The organism is Thermoanaerobaculia bacterium (assembly GCA_018057705.1).
Lineage (GTDB): Bacteria > Acidobacteriota > Thermoanaerobaculia > Multivoradales > JAGPDF01 > JAGPDF01.
This window is the reverse complement of the sequence record JAGPDF010000003.1, coordinates 68,412-82,723: the sequence shown is the minus strand read 5'-3', so window position 1 is coordinate 82,723 and position 14,312 is coordinate 68,412. Positions and strand designations below refer to the sequence as shown.

Sequence of the window (14,312 nt, the reverse complement as noted above, 5' to 3'; positions counted from 1 at the left end):
CACCGACCTCCGGGACCTGCCCGCTCGGACCGGGGCTGCAGTCCGTTCCGGGCGTCTGCTAGCGTAACGATTCCATCGTGACGCACTACAGTTGGGAGATTCGATGTCGGAAGTGGTCCAGGCAGGCGATTCGCGAGCGGTGAGCTACAAGAACTCCCGATGGGACCTGGTGCTCTTCAACCTGTTGATGCTCGCCCGCGCGCGACCGAACCAGCTGATTTTCGCGGTGAACTACCTGTGGATCGGCCTTTTCGCTTTCGGTGTCAACGGATTCACGATCGACGCGGTTGTCCTCTTCCTGATCACGGCTCTCCTCGTGACAGTGGCAGTCGTGGTCTTGACCCTCTTGGCGATTCTTCTGGGCGTCTCGGCACGTCGGAACCGCGCGGTGCTCGCGGACCACACGGTCACCCTCACTCCGGAAGGCGTCGTGGAAACGACCGTCTTCAACCGGAATGAGATTTACTGGGCGGGCGTCGACAGGATCATCGATTGGGGGGGATATGTCTGTCTCCACCCGGGTCAGTTCTCCGCCTACATCATTCCGGTTCGAGCCTTCCTCGGGGACTCGCGCCGGCGCGACTTCGTCGACTACGCCAAAGAGCAGATCGAACGCGCCAAGGCGAAGCGCTCGACCTGACAGTCTTCTCGGGTACCGACATCCCGACGGTGCTTCGGAGATCGGGCCCTTCGACTGCTCGCCTCCTAGCTCGCGCGCTCTTCCCAGACCTGGACGAGCTGGATGACGGTCTCGACCGCTTTCTCCATGTCCTGGACCGAGACCCATTCGAGGCGGGAGTGGAAGTTGTGCTCGCCGGCGAAGAGGTTCGGGGTGGGCAGGCCCATGAACGACAGTCGCGAGCCGTCCGTGCCGCCGCGGATCGGGCGCTCGCGCAGGGTGAGGCCGGCGCGCCGGATCGCTTCGCGGGCGTTATCGACCACCTGCGGATGCTGGTCGAGGACCTCGCGCATGTTGCGGTAGCTCTCCTCGATCTTCGTCTCGACCGAGGCGCCCGGCCAGTCGGCGACCGTGGTGTGCGCCAGGTTCTCGAGGAAGGTCTCCTTCTCCTTGAGGCCCGGCACCTTGAAGTCGCGGATCAGGAGCTTCACGGACGTGCGCTCGACGCTCGCCGCCACCACGTAGGGGTGGACATAGCCCTCGTAGCCGCCGGTCGTCTCGGGTGAGAGGCGGTCTTCGGGCAGGCGCTGAATGAAGTCGGCGGCGATCTTGATGGCGTTCACCATCCGCCCCTTGGCGTAACCGGGGTGGGTATTGAAGCCCTGGAACGTGACCGTCAAGGCGTCGGCGCAGAAGCTCTCCATCTCGAGCTCGCCCAGGGTTTCACCGTCGAGCGTGTAGGCGCAGGCGGCGCCGAACTTCGCGACGTCGAAGTGCTCGGTGCCGCGGCCCACCTCTTCGTCGGGGGTGAAGCCGATGCGGATGGCGCCGTGCGGAATCTCCGGGTGCTGGATCAGGTACTCGGCCACGGTGACGATCTCGGCCACGCCGGCCTTGTTGTCGGCGCCCAGGAGCGTGGTTCCCGAGGCGGTGACGATGTCGTTGCCGATCTGCTCGGCGAGCCACGGGTTGTCGGCGAAGCGCAGCACGGCGGTAGGGTCGTCCGGCAGGACGAGGTCCTGGCCGCTGTACCTGGCGTGCACGATCGGCTTGACGCCGGCGCCGGGCATCTCCGGAGAGGTGTCGACGTGAGCGAGCAACCCGATCGTCGGCACGTCGGCCTTCCGGGTGGTCGCCGGAATCGTCGCCATCACGTAGCCCCACTCGTCGATGGTTGCGTCGGCGAGGCCGATCGCCTTGAGCTCCTCGACCAGCGGACGCAGGAGGTCGTACTGTTTCTCGGTGGAGGGGTAAGTCGTCGACTTTTCGTCAGACTGGGTGTCGATGCGCACATAGCGCAGGAATCGTTCGAGGACGCGTTCGCGGAGGTCGCTCATGGTGCTCAGAAGCCTAGCGCAGCCTTGCCGTGGTGCGCGATCGGGGGCGTCGAAGGCTCAGCGTGAGGCGAGGCGAAGCGCCAGAAACCGGCCAGGCGAGAACGCTCGCGAAGCGACGAGACGCGCCAGTGCCTTGTCGCCCGTTACGAGAACGGCGCCGGGATCGACCGCGAGCAGCGCCACGACATGCTCGTCGCCGCTCGGGGAGAGTCCAGCGGCAAGTGGGGTGATCTCGCGAAGCGCAGCATGCAGCACGAGGTCTGCGAGGACGCGGTCGACTTCATCCGCGGAGAGTCCATGGCTGCGGGCAATCTTCGGCCGCAGAAGTACTTCGCGATACTCCGTCAGAAGCTCGACCGAAAGTAGGAAGCGCAGAGATCCGGAGAGCATGAGGTCGAGAATGCGCGCCGTCGGAGACGATTCGTCGGCGGTCATGAGGCCAGCGGCGACGACATTCGTGTCGACGACCGCCAGCACGCTCATCGCGCTTTTCGAGAGGCTTGGCGGCGGCTGTCTGTGCTCCTGGACCGCGCGGCAGCGGTTTCACCGAGGGCGAGGCTCAGTGCCTGGCCGGCTGGTAGCGCCGATCGCAGGCGCGCTTGGCGCACGAGCTCGACGGCGGATGCCTCGGGCTTGACACCATAGGCGACCAAGCTCTCGGCGATCAACTTGCCGATCGTCTCGTTGCGCCTCGCAGCCGCCTCCCTGAGCGCCTGGTGAAGTTCCGCGGGAAGGGAGATCGTCAACCTAGCCATGTGTGCATTGTAGCACCAAAACACCAACGCACCACAGGGTCGGGGATGCCGGTCTCCCAGTTCCTGCCCTCTTGCATCAGAAGATAGTGTCGGGCCTTCGATGCCGACCGAGGCCACCCCGTTCCCGCTCCTCCTGAACTACGACAGCGCCGTCGATTGGCGGGAGCGCCTCGAGCACGAAGGGCCGTTTCTGCTCGGTGCGCTGGGCCAGGCTCCCAGCCGGCGGGTCGTCGATCTCGGCAGCGGCACCGGGGAGCATGCCCGCTGGCTCGCCGGGAAGGGCTTCGAGGTGGTCGGAATCGAGGGGGTGCGTGAGCGCTGGGAACGGGCGAAGGAGCTCGCCGTGCCCGGCGTCGAGTTCCTGGTCGGCGACCTGGGGGCCGTCGAGGCGATGGTGCGTGGGCAGTTCGGCGGCGCCCTCTGCCTCGGCAACACGCTGCCGGCGCTCATTGGGGCCGAGGCGGTCTCGCGGATGTTCATCGGGCTGCGGCGCCGCTTCCTCCCCGGCGGCGTCCTCGTCCTTCACCAGTGGAACTACGACGGGCTCGCGAGCCGCGACGTTCGCGAGCTCCCCGAACGCCGCCTGCCGCTGGCCGGCGGTGAGCTCCTCTTCCGCGCCGCGCTCGTCCTCGAAGCCGACGGCATCGCGACGGTCACCGAGCGCGTCCTGCGGCGGCCGGCGGCAGAGAGCTCCGACCCGGTCCTGCTCCACGAGCGCCATCGCTACCTCCAGGGCTGGCGTCACGGCGAGCTCCTGACGCTCCTCGATGTAGCGCGCTTTCGCGAGGTCCAGTGCTACGGCGGCTTCGCCGGCGAGCCCTACGATCGCGATCTTTCCGCGGAGCTCGTACTCGTCGCGAGCTGAGGCGCCGGACCGCCAGAACCCTCGCGGACGAACGAAGGGCCGGCACCGATCGTGCGATCGGAGCCGGCCCGGGGACAGCGAGTTTCCGCGTGCAGATGCCGAGGGCGGTTACTGCGGAAAGGCCTCGATGTCGCCGTCGCTGCCGAAGTTGCCGAGCGGATTCGAGTAGGTCTTCTGCACGTCGTCCACGGTGTCGGTCACGGTGACGGTGTACTGGACGTTCGAGGCGGAGCCGTGGAACAGCCAGAAGGCGTTGTTCACATCGCGGCCGTCGATCACCTTGATCAGGAGCTCGATGTTCTCGGGCGAGAAGAACCAGAACTGCCCGGTCTGCGAGGTGGTGTGGAAGATCTTGGCGACGCCCGAGTTGCCGGCGAAGTCGGTGAAGGTGGCGTCGATGCGGAAGCGGTCGTCGTCGCCCAGGTAGAGCGTGCGGTCGGCCGAACCGTCGGCGACGAGACCCGAGGCGTAGGCGGTGTAGACGACTCCGTCGGCGAGGGCGAGGCCGCGCAGCTGCAGGACCTCGGTCGTGGTGCCGGCCACCCGCACCTCGAGATCGTAGGTTCCGGCGGGAACGGTGATCGTGGCGTTGGCACCGAACGGGGCGCCGGCGATGAGGACCGGGCCGTCCACCAGGGCGATGTCGACCGCCGGAGCGTCCGGCGAGCCGTGGAAGAAGCGGACGCGCGACGATCCCGCCGCCGGAGCGGAGTTGTCGTCGACCAGGACGGCGGGGTAAATGTCGGCGAGGAAGCCGCTGGCGATGACGGTGTAGTCCGTGCCGGCGGTGAGGGCCACGTCGGCATCGATGACGTACGGACCCGAGTCAGCGGCTCCGGCCGGCGAGACCTTGACGTTGTAGCTCCCGCCGGGGACCGAAAGGTAGTCGGAGATGGCGCCGAACGGCACGTTGGAGAGGGCGACGCCGCCGTTGACGATGATGTCGACGTTGGGGGCGTCCGGAGAGTTGTGCACGACGCGCAGCCGCGCCACTCCCCCCGGATTGGCGGTGGCGTTGTCGATGGAAAGCAGCGCGTTGAGCGGCGTTGCAGCGTGGGAGGCCGCAGCGAGGGTCAGCGCCAGGATCGAGAAAGCGACGAGCGAGCGTGTGAATTTCATCTGGTTCTCCCGGTTCGAGCTGGTTGCAGAAATGAGGCGGCGTCGCGCCACGATCGCCTCGGTTCGCGGGGGACGTCGCCCGCTCTCTTGTTGCAGGGGGACTTCCCCCATTTGTAGACCTCTACGTCGACCGCGTCGACCCGGATGAACTCCCGCGAAACGAAACGAAGCGGATCGGGCGCGCTGCCGGGCGGCGCCGGGCTGCGCAAGACAGCGTGCCGTCCGGACACGTAGACTTGGGCGGATGACGCAGCCACCCCACCATCCCGCGAGCGCCGGAGTCGATTCTTCGGCGCCGGGCGCCGCGACCGCCCAGGCCGTGGCTTCTCCGCCAGCCTCTTTGCCCGACACGCCTGCGTCGCCCTCTCCGGGACTGGCGTCCGACAGCCCGCTCCTCGAACGGATGCGGGCGGCGGCAGCGCTGCTGGAGGCGGTCGAGCACGACCGCGGGCTGCTCGCCCGGGTGCCCGAGGAGGATCGCCAGCGGCTGCTCCGGGCGACGCGCCAGGTCTCGCACCCGGATCCGCGTGCCCGCCGGCGCCTGGTGAAGGCGACGACCCGCGAGCGCCGTGCGCAGCAGGTGAAGAAGGACGAGACCCTCTTCCACGCTGCGGGGATCCGTGAGCTGCGCCGCAAGCCCCCGGTGACCTCGCCCAACGTCTATCCGCCGCCGGACTTCGTGGCGCAGGATGCCGACGTTGCGGCCGACCTCGCGCTCGACGCCGCCCTCGCCGCCCTGCCTGCCGGTGACCTCGCTTCGGTGGCTCCTGAGGGTCCAGGGGCTTTCGAGGGCCCGGGAGCCCCGAGCCTCGCCGATGATTCCGACACTGCCGGCCCGGGGCGAACCGGCGCGAAGGTCCTGCTCGAACCGCGCCATTGCTACACCTGCAAGGAGCACTACCGCACGCTCCATCACTTCTACGACCAGCTCTGCCCGGATTGCGGCGACTTCAACTTCGCGAAGCGCGTCGAATCGGCGGACCTGCGTGGGCGCGTCGCCCTGCTCACCGGCGGCCGGGTCAAGATCGGCTACCAGGCCGGCCTGAAGCTCCTGCGGGCCGGCGCGAAACTGATCGTGACCACGCGCTTCCCGCGCGATTCCGCGATGCGCTACTCGCGTGAACCCGATTTCGCCGCCTGGTCCGATCGCCTGGAGGTGTTCGGCCTCGATCTGCGTCACACGCCGAGCGTCGAGGCGTTCTGCCACCTTCTGCTGACCCGCGACGGAGGTCACCAGCGGCTCGATTTCATCGTCAACAACGCCTGCCAGACGGTCCGGCGGCCGCCCGAGTTCTATCGCCACATGATGGCGAGCGAGGTCGCGGCGTTCGACGGCCTCGACTCGAGCCAGCGCCGGATTCTCGGAAGTTACGAGGCATTGCGCGATCCGCAGCGCCTGGCGGCAGCCGGCGATCTCTCCCGTTCCTCCGCGCTCGAGTACGGCCTGTCGGGGGCGGGCGGCGGCGTCGGCCTCACGCATGCCGCGGAGCTGTCCCAGCTCGCGCTGCTCCCGGACGAGCACGCCCCCGAGCCCGGACTCTTTCCCGAGGGGCAGCTGGATCAGGATCTGCAGCAGGTCGACCTGCGCGGCCGCAACTCCTGGCGGCTGGCGCTCGCCGAAGTCTCGACGGTCGAGCTCCTGGAGGTGCAGCTGGTGAATGCCGTGGCGCCGTTCGTGCTGAACGGACGCCTGAAGCCGCTGATGCTGCGCACCGTCAACCGGGACAAGCACATCGTCAACGTCTCGGCGGTCGAAGGTCAGTTCTACCGCAACCTCAAGACCACCCGCCATCCGCACACCAACATGGCCAAGGCGGCGCTCAATATGATGACCCGCACCTCGGCTGCGGACTATCAGCACGACGGCATCCACATGAACAGCGTCGACACCGGATGGGTGACCGACGAGGACCCCGCCGAGATCGCGGCGCGCAAGCTCGCCGACCATCGCTTCCATCCACCGCTCGACATCATCGACGGCGCCGCGCGCATCGTCGACCCGATCATCGCCGGCGTGAACACCGGCGAGCACCTCTGGGGGAAGTTCCTGAAGGACTACAAGCCCACCGACTGGTAGGAGTGCCCGGACCGGATCGGAGTAGACTGTCGCCACTTTTTCAGCATTCGAGGAGAGTCGTTCATGCGAAGGTCGGCCCGGTCCGCGGCACGCTCCAGTTGGCTCCGCCTTGCGCTGCTCGTCGCGCTCACACCAGCCGTGGCCGGCGCCACGAGTTTCAACATCACGACTTTCGCGGACGACGATCTCGTCAACGGCAACTGCACCCTTCGGGAGGCGATCCGAGCTGCCGACCTAAACGCTGCGGTCGACGCTTGCCCGGCTGGCGATCTTTCCGACCTCATCACGCTGCCCATCGGCACGTACCCGTTCAGCGGCGAAGAACTGCTCGCGAACGGTGGCGATCTCACGATCCGGAGTGCGACGCTCGACCCGCTCACCGTATCGATCGATCTCGGCGCCGCCGGCAGGTTCCTCGCTCTTGGGGGAGGGGGGAGCTACGTTCTCGCAGGTCTCGAGATCAAGAACGGCTCGGCGGCTGCGCCGTTCTACGGAGGGGCAATTTGGGCCACTCACGTCTCGTTGGAGATCTACAACTTCCGCTTTCTGTCGAATCACTCGAGCGGGAGGGCCGGTGCCCTGCTTTTCACCTCCGCCTTCCCGGGAGCGAACTTGTCGCTTCACGACGGCACGTTCATTGGCAACCAGGTGACGGCCTCGGGGGGGCCCGAACAACTTGCCGGCGGCGCCTACGCCAGGGCGGCGAACGGCGCTGCGGTCGACATTCGGGATGTCAGTTTCGTGAACAACACCGCCTCGGACACGGCCAGTAAAGCGGGCGGCGGAGGGCTCGTCCTGTATTCGACTGGTTTCGGATCGTTTGCCTCCTGCATCCGCTGCACTTTCTCGGGCAACTTCGTCTCGGCCCCCCTCGAGAACAGTTTCTACGATGCGCAGGGCGGTGGGGCAATGGTGTTTGCATTGGATGGCGCCCGAAGCCAGGTTGTCGACAGCCGCTTTACGGGGAATTCGACAAGCGGTGGGGGGGATCGGAGCAACGCGCTCAACGGGTGGGCCTGGAACGGAGGAGAGCTGTTGCTGGAGCGGCTCTACTTCTACGCCAACACCGGGGCGTACAGCACACTGGCCTACGACATAAGGCTCTATCTCGACGGAGCCTCCAGCAGAGGGTCGTTCTACGATTCGCAGATCACCTACGGGACCTCTGCGGGGCTCTATGTTTATTCTCCCGGTGTCGTAGCTCTCGGTCATCTGACGATCGCCGGCTACAACGGTATCGGGCTCGACGTCACCTCCGACATTTCGACCGGACAGGTCTACCTGGAGAATTCCATCGTGACCTCCAACGCCACGGATGTCGTGGTGCAGCCGGGCTCGGCCCCCCTCATCCAGACGGCGAACATGATCGGCCTCGACCCGCTGTTCGTGAACGCGATCGGCGGCAACTACCACCTGACCGCGGCCTCGCCGGCGATCGACGTCGGAGCCAATGGCGCGAGCACCGTGCGGCCGTTCGACCTCGATCACAGCACGCGGATCGTGGGTAGCGCGACGGACATGGGCTGTTACGAGTACGGCAGCCAGTTCGCCGACAACTTCGAGGCGGGCGACGCCGGCTCCTGGTCGCCCGCGCCCTAGGCGCTGGGACCCTCCGGCACCCTTCGCCGTCGATGCGCGAGTCCGCCTGCAACACCGGCGAGCACCTCTGGGGGAAGTTCCTGAAGGACTACAAGCCCACCGACTGGTAGGAGAGCTAGTGCGCTCCGGCCAGGCTGTCGACCTTCGTGCGCTGGATCGCGCCGTCGGGGTGCTGCGGCGGCGAGTAGATCGTGTAGAGCTTGAGCAGTTTGGTCGACGAGGCGTTGACGACGTTGTGGAAGGTGCCGCCGGGCACGACCACGGCGTCTCCGGCGCGGACGATGTGCTCCTCTCCGGGTCCGAAGACGAAGCGTGCAATGCCCTCCTCGACGCGGAAGAACTGGTCGACGTCGGCGTGTATCTCGCGCCCGATGTCCTCGCCGGGGGCGAGCGCCATCACCACCAGTTGCTCGCGCTTGCCGGTGAAGAGCACGTGACGGAAATGCGTGTTCTGCACGGTGATCGTCTCGAGAGAGCCGACGAACGGTTTCATTTCTGCATCCTCCCGCGAGCCTCCAGGCGGCTCGCCTTCTCGATGGTAGGCCGCTTGCCAACGCCGTCACCACCCGGGTGGGTGGGCGGCATGGCGGAGAGCCTGCCGGTCAGTGGCAGACAGTCCAGCCTGGTGGGTTAGCATCTACGGCAGAAACCGTTCACCGGAGGAAACGCCATGACGACTTCCTTGCTGCGATGCGGGTCCGTGTTCGCCTTGGTCGCAGGCTTCATGACTCTGGGTCCGACGCCCGCTCCGGCGGCCGACCCGGGACAGCGCGAGGCGCTGGAGGCGGCGGGGCTGTCCGACGCCCCCCCGCTCGCGGGTCAACCGGCGCCGGGCCCGCGCTCCGCGCTGGGTGCCGGAGTCGATCTGCTCCTGATCCCCGACTCGACCGCCGACCGGGTCATGGCCTTCGATCCAACGACCGGGAATCTGGTCGACGCCAACTTCATCCCTGCCGATGTCACCAATCTCTCGACTCCCAAGCACGCTTTCGCGCACGCCGACTCCGCCAGCGTGCTGGTGGTCGACCAGATCGACGACCGGGTGCAGCGCTATGACGCCGGGAGCGGCGCCTACATCGGCGGCTTCGCGCCCGCGGGCGGCGTGAACACCGCCGTACTCGACAACGCAATCGCTGCCGCCTATCGTCCCGGCGGCGGCAGCCTGGTGGTCTGTGTGCAGTCGGGGGCGAACGGCAACTCGGTGGCCGAGTTCGATTCGACCGGGGCCCATGTCGGCAACTTCATCGCCATCGGGTCGGGCGGACTGGCCGGTCCGTTCGACGTCTACTTCCGCGCCGCCGACGTGCTGGTGAGCTCGATCAACACCGACCAGATCCTGCGCTACGACCTTGCAGGTGCCTTTCTGGGAGCCTTCGCCTCGGTGAACAACTTCCCGCAACAGATCGCCGAAGCCGCCAACGGCAACATCCTGGTGGCCAACTTCGGCGGCACACAGGAAGGCGTCGTCGAGCTCACCTCGGCCGGTGCTTTCGTCGCCGTTTACAATCCGGCCGGCGTTGGCGGCAACCGCGGCGTCTACGAGCTGCCCAACGGCAATATCCTGACCACCAACGGCACCGGCGTCTACGAGATCTCCCGTGCCGGCGCCCTCGTCGACACCAAGATCACTGGGGTCAGTGCCCAGTACATCGAACGGGTGCAGGGGCTGACGCCGGTCGAGCTCCTGGGATTCAGCGTCGAGTAGAACGCCTTCGCCGGCCGCTCAGGGTGCGATCGCGCTCCAGACCGAGGCGTCGCCCGTGGCGAAGCCGTCGCAGAAGAAGTCCGGGGCCGGTGCGTCGAAGATCGAGCCCGGAAGGTGCGGTGGGCCCGAGCCGAGATAGAAGAGCCAGGGCCAGGGTGCCGTCCAGAAGCCGTCGCTGGGGCAGTTCCAGATGTAGCTCCGGTCGACTGTCAGCGTGCCGGTGAGGTTGTTGCTGACGAAGAAGATGCCGCCTCCGCCCTCGTTGGCATGGTTGTCGTGGATCGTCGATCCGCAGACGGTGAGATGGAAGTTGTTGCCGTCGTTGTAGATCGCACCGCCGCTGCCGCCGCCGGGTGTGCCGGGCTGCTGAGGGTTCGCACCGTTGCCGGTGGCGTTGTTCCAGGACAGGTCGCTGTTGAGTACCGTGTAGGAGACGCCGATCGCGGAGAGGGCGCCGCCGTTCGAGCACGTGTTGCCGAGCCCGGGCGCGCCGCCGAAGGTGCTGCCCACAACGTAAAGCGGCAGGTCGTTCCACTGGTCGAAGGCGCGCACGGCGGCGCCGCCGACGTCCGGACCGACCGCGTCGCAGACGTTGTTGCGGAAACGGCTGTTGACCACCTTGAGGCGCCCGCCACGCGCGAAGACGGCGCCGCCGCCGTCGGGCGTCGCGCCGGTCGAGTTGCCGTGCGCGAAGGTCAGGTTCTGCAGCGTCAGCTGCGGATGATCCTGGTTGTCGCAGTGTGGCGTCGTCCAGACCAGCTCCGGGTCGCAGGTGTTCATGTAGAGGATTCGCCGCACTCCACCGCCGTCGAGCGTCACGAGCCCGCCGCCGTCGATGACGATGATGGGCCCGGTGTTGTTGTAGATCCTGGCGGTCTGGGAGAGGACGATGGTCACCGGGTCGGGACCGCAATCGAAGGTGATGACGCCACCGAGGGCGATCGTCGCGACGACTTCCGCCGAGGTGCAACTCTGGGGCGTGCCGTTGCCGATGACGTGGTCGGGTGCCGACGTGTCGACCGCCCGCGCTTCCGGCGGCACGTAGCAGCCGCCGCAGGGGCGCCCGGCGGCGTCGGCGGCGGGCCCGCAAGAGAGCCAGAGCCCGAGGACTGCGGCTGTTCTGCGTGAGCGCCGCAGCGCCGAGGCGAGCTCCGCCGGCTGGATCGTCCGCACGGCTGCAATGTCTCATTCCTCCATTCGCGGAGAAGTGCAGCAGTTCACTGCGCGGCGACCCGGGACGTCCGGATGTCACCCATCGGCGCCGCCCTGCGTTTTGAAGAGTGAAGACCCGACCCAAAGGGGGATCGCATGATGATCTGTGAATGGAGCACCGGACTCGCCGGGAGGTCCGCCGCCCTGGCGTTCATTCTCGCGCTGGCGTCTGGGGCGAAGAGCTTGCCGGCCGACACCGTGACGACCTGGATGGATGTCACCGAGCACGCGCTGAGCGAAAGCGACGGCGGGACGGCGACCTCGCGCACCGCCCAGACTTCGCGTGTCCCGGCGCAAGTCGCGTTGGCCCTGTTCGAGGCCACGAATGGCATCGAGCGCCGTTACGTCCCCTTTCTCGAGCTGCCACCGGCGCCGCCGGGCGCCTCCGCCGAGGCCGCTGCCGCGGTGGCGGCCCATACCGTGCTTGCGGCGGTCTATCCCGATCACCAGAAGACGTTCGACGATGCGCTGGTCATCTCCCTCGCCGGGGTGCCCGACGGCGAGAGCGAAAAAGCAGGGAGCGAGTTCGGCAAGCTCGCGGCCGCCGCGGCGATGGAGCGCTCGGCCCTGCCGGTGGACGCCGTGCTCGAGCCCTACCGGCCGCTGACCGAGCCAGGCGTCTACATCGACCCGGGCCTGCCGTCGATCCTGCCGTTCGAGACCGCACTGCCGACCTACTTCCTCTCTCGCATCGACGAACTGCGTCCGGCGGGCCCACCGCGCCTGGACAGCGAGCGCTACGCCCGCGACCTCGACGAGGTGCGCCGGCTCGGAGCCAAGGAGAGTCAGGAGCGCCCGGTCGACAAGGGCCTGCTCGCGCGACCCTGGCTGTGGATCAACTACCAGCCGATGATCGCCCGCATCGCCAACCAACCCGGGCGCAGCCTGAGCCAGAACGCGCGCCTCTTCGCCCTCACCAACATGGCGATGGAGGATGCCTGGTCGGCGATCATGGAGGCGAAACTGCATTTCGCCTCCTGGCGCCCGATCACCGCGATTCGCAACGCCGATCGCGACGGCAACCCGGCGACGAGCCGCGACGCCGCCTGGGAGCCGCTGCTCAAGACCCCTACGCACGGCGACTATCCGTGCGGACACTGCGGCGTCTCGGCGGCGGTCGCGACCGTGCTCGAGGCCGAGACCGGAGCGGCGCCGGCGGGCGGGGTCCGTCTCCACAGTTGGGACGACAACCCGGGCTTCCAGATCGTTCTGCCGACCTGGAAGGCTTTCGTCGACGAGATGTCGATGTCGCGAATCTATGCCGGCGCCCACACGCGCTCGGCGAACGAAGACGCCGAGGCGATGGGCCGCGCCGCCGCTCGAAGGGCCCTGCAGCAGATGCGACCGCGGAGGGAGTAGCCGTGGGAGGAATCTTCAATTTCCCTCTCCGGGCTCGCGCCGCACTCGCAGTTGCGTGAGCAAACTCAACGTTTACAGAGAGATGCGAAGTGGAACAGGAGTTGCTTTGAGACCTTGGCAGCGGCCCAGCGCCGAGTCGGGCGGCCTCCGGTCGTCTCGATTCGAAAGCACCGCGCTTCCAAGGAGATGATCATGAACCACCGCCCAACCGCAGCATTTCTCTTTACCCTGGCACTCGCTTCCGCAGCCGTTGCACAGACCGATACCGCCGCCAAGCCGACCGATTCGGGCATCATGGACACCAGCCTGCAGGTCACTGGTGCGGTGGTCTCGAGCGACGCCAACCGCCTGGTCGTCAAGACCGACAACGGTCAGGAGATGGTCTTCATCATTACCGACAAGCAGGTCGACGCCTCGATGTTCCGCACCGGCGATCGCGTGACGGCGAGCTACACCACCCTCGCCGGAACGGGCGCCGTGGTCACGAAGGTGATCTCCGCGTCGGCGCCGGTCACGACGACGACGACGACTTACGTCGCCCCGGCCGCGTCGGCGACCGACACCCGGGAGACGGACCGGACCGTGACGAAGCCCACCCTCAACACCACCACGACGGCCGTCGCGCCGGTGGCGGAGAAGACGTCCGAGAGTGAGCAGCGGGCCGACCTCCTGCCGGCGACCGCCAGCCCGATGCCGCTCGTCGCGCTGCTCGGACTCCTCGGCGCCGGTGGCGCCGCGACGATCCGTCGCTTCCGCGGCAAGTGAGCCTGCCGGTCGGCCCGTGAGCGGCCGACCCGAAACTGCCGAACCCGCCGGAGCGTCCGTTCGCGGACGCGCCGGCGTCTTCGCTTCCTGACGGACAGGCCGCGATCGCCGTGATCGCCGCGATCGCTCCAACTCATCTGATGGCTCCGACCGCTCCGACCGCTCCGACCGCTCCGACGTAGCCGGTAACTCCGAGGGTTCCAATGGCGCTGAGAAGACGACGCTCTGCCTGGGGGTGGATCGAAGCCGCGCTCTGGACGGTCGCCGTCGCCAGCGCTCTGCTCATCTCATTCTCGGTGGCGGATCGCGCTCTCTTCAGGGCTCGCCAGGGTCGCGCCCTCGACGAAAGCCTGCGCGCTGCAGAGGCGAGCCGAGCCGCGCAAGACGAGCCGGGCGCGAGCGACCCGAGCCGGTCGGGCGACCGGATCCACCCTCGCGCAGCGAGCCGCGCGCGGGAGCTGCCGTTCGTCGCCCAGCTCGAGATTCCATCGATCGCGCTCTCGGCACTCGTCGTCGACGGTGTCGACGCGCAAACGCTGCGCCGCGCGGTGGGACGGATCCCGGCGAGCTCCCGCCCGGGAGAGCCGGGGGACGTCGCCCTCGCCGGCCACCGCGACACCGATTTTCGCGGACTGGGCGAGCTCGACCAGGGGGATCCGTTGATCCTGCGGACCGGGGAGGGCGAGTTTCGATACGAGGTCGAGTCGATTCGCATCGTCCCGCCGCAGCGCATCGACGTCCTGACGCCGGCGGATCACCCGACACTCACCCTGGTGACCTGTTATCCCTTCCACTACGTCGGCCCGGCGCCGCTGCGTTACGTCGTCCGGGCGCGGGAAGTGGCGCGACCGAGCCGTCGGACGATCTGATGCTCCGCCCGGGTCGGGTGAGGGGCGTCGG

General features: G+C 67.6%; 13 protein-coding genes. 8 read left to right on the top strand and 5 right to left on the bottom strand.

The features are described 5' to 3' along the window. The first annotated feature begins 103 nt into the window (after positions 1-103). Positions 104-640 carry a YcxB family protein gene (locus tag KBI44_01680; protein ID MBP9143170.1) on the top strand — a complete coding sequence of 179 codons (537 nt, stop codon included), beginning with the start codon at positions 104-106 and terminating at the stop codon, positions 638-640. Positions 641-705: 65 nt separating this feature from the next. Here the strand turns inward: KBI44_01680 and pepT are convergent, their stop codons facing one another. Together pepT and KBI44_01670 are read right to left on the bottom strand one after the other, a co-directional pair. Beyond that, positions 706-1,956 carry a peptidase T gene (gene pepT / locus KBI44_01675; GenBank protein ID MBP9143169.1) on the bottom strand — a complete coding sequence of 417 codons (1,251 nt, stop codon included), beginning with the start codon at positions 1,954-1,956 and terminating at the stop codon, positions 706-708. Positions 1,957-2,013: 57 nt separating this feature from the next. Then, complete coding sequence (locus KBI44_01670; GenBank protein MBP9143168.1) at positions 2,014-2,439, bottom strand: putative toxin-antitoxin system toxin component, PIN family; 426 nt, start codon at positions 2,437-2,439, stop codon at positions 2,014-2,016. A gap of 372 nt (positions 2,440-2,811) precedes the next feature. On the opposite strand from KBI44_01670, the gene KBI44_01665 reads away from it, so the two are divergent. Beyond that, positions 2,812-3,576 (top strand): class I SAM-dependent methyltransferase, encoded by a 765-nt coding sequence (locus KBI44_01665; protein ID MBP9143167.1) that lies wholly within the window; start codon positions 2,812-2,814, stop codon positions 3,574-3,576. A 108-nt stretch (positions 3,577-3,684) separates the two neighbouring features. Here the strand turns inward: KBI44_01665 and KBI44_01660 are convergent, their stop codons facing one another. Further along, entirely contained in the window at positions 3,685-4,695 is a 1,011-nt protein-coding gene (locus KBI44_01660; protein ID MBP9143166.1) for a DUF4397 domain-containing protein, read from the bottom strand. Between the two features lie 403 nt (positions 4,696-5,098). Here KBI44_01660 and KBI44_01655 point away from each other — a divergent pair, with 403 nt between their 5' ends. Next, positions 5,099-6,772 carry an SDR family oxidoreductase gene (locus KBI44_01655; GenBank protein MBP9143165.1) on the top strand — a complete coding sequence of 558 codons (1,674 nt, stop codon included), beginning with the start codon at positions 5,099-5,101 and terminating at the stop codon, positions 6,770-6,772. 63 nt (positions 6,773-6,835) lie between these two features. Then, positions 6,836-8,371 (top strand): CSLREA domain-containing protein, encoded by a 1,536-nt coding sequence (locus KBI44_01650; protein MBP9143164.1) that lies wholly within the window; start codon positions 6,836-6,838, stop codon positions 8,369-8,371. A gap of 115 nt (positions 8,372-8,486) precedes the next feature. Here KBI44_01650 and KBI44_01645 read toward each other — a convergent pair whose 3' ends face one another. Beyond that, positions 8,487-8,864 (bottom strand): cupin domain-containing protein, encoded by a 378-nt coding sequence (locus KBI44_01645; GenBank protein MBP9143163.1) that lies wholly within the window; start codon positions 8,862-8,864, stop codon positions 8,487-8,489. Positions 8,865-9,041: 177 nt separating this feature from the next. Here KBI44_01645 and KBI44_01640 point away from each other — a divergent pair, with 177 nt between their 5' ends. After that, positions 9,042-10,076: a hypothetical protein gene (locus tag KBI44_01640; GenBank protein MBP9143162.1), complete on the top strand. Its 1,035-nt coding sequence runs from the start codon at positions 9,042-9,044 to the stop codon at positions 10,074-10,076. 18 nt (positions 10,077-10,094) lie between these two features. Here the strand turns inward: KBI44_01640 and KBI44_01635 are convergent, their stop codons facing one another. Then, a complete protein-coding gene (locus KBI44_01635) occupies positions 10,095-11,249 on the bottom strand; it encodes a hypothetical protein (GenBank protein ID MBP9143161.1) in 1,155 nt (384 codons plus the stop codon). A gap of 135 nt (positions 11,250-11,384) precedes the next feature. Here KBI44_01635 and KBI44_01630 point away from each other — a divergent pair, with 135 nt between their 5' ends. The 3 genes from KBI44_01630 to KBI44_01620 all read left to right on the top strand — a co-directional run bounded on the left by KBI44_01630 (position 11,385) and on the right by KBI44_01620 (position 14,281). After that, positions 11,385-12,647, top strand: a complete 1,263-nt coding sequence (locus KBI44_01630; protein ID MBP9143160.1) for a vanadium-dependent haloperoxidase — start codon at positions 11,385-11,387, stop codon at positions 12,645-12,647. Between the two features lie 192 nt (positions 12,648-12,839). Next, positions 12,840-13,412 carry a hypothetical protein gene (locus tag KBI44_01625; protein ID MBP9143159.1) on the top strand — a complete coding sequence of 191 codons (573 nt, stop codon included), beginning with the start codon at positions 12,840-12,842 and terminating at the stop codon, positions 13,410-13,412. A gap of 203 nt (positions 13,413-13,615) precedes the next feature. After that, complete coding sequence (locus KBI44_01620) at positions 13,616-14,281, top strand: class D sortase (protein ID MBP9143158.1); 666 nt, start codon at positions 13,616-13,618, stop codon at positions 14,279-14,281. Positions 14,282-14,312 lie beyond the last annotated feature (31 nt).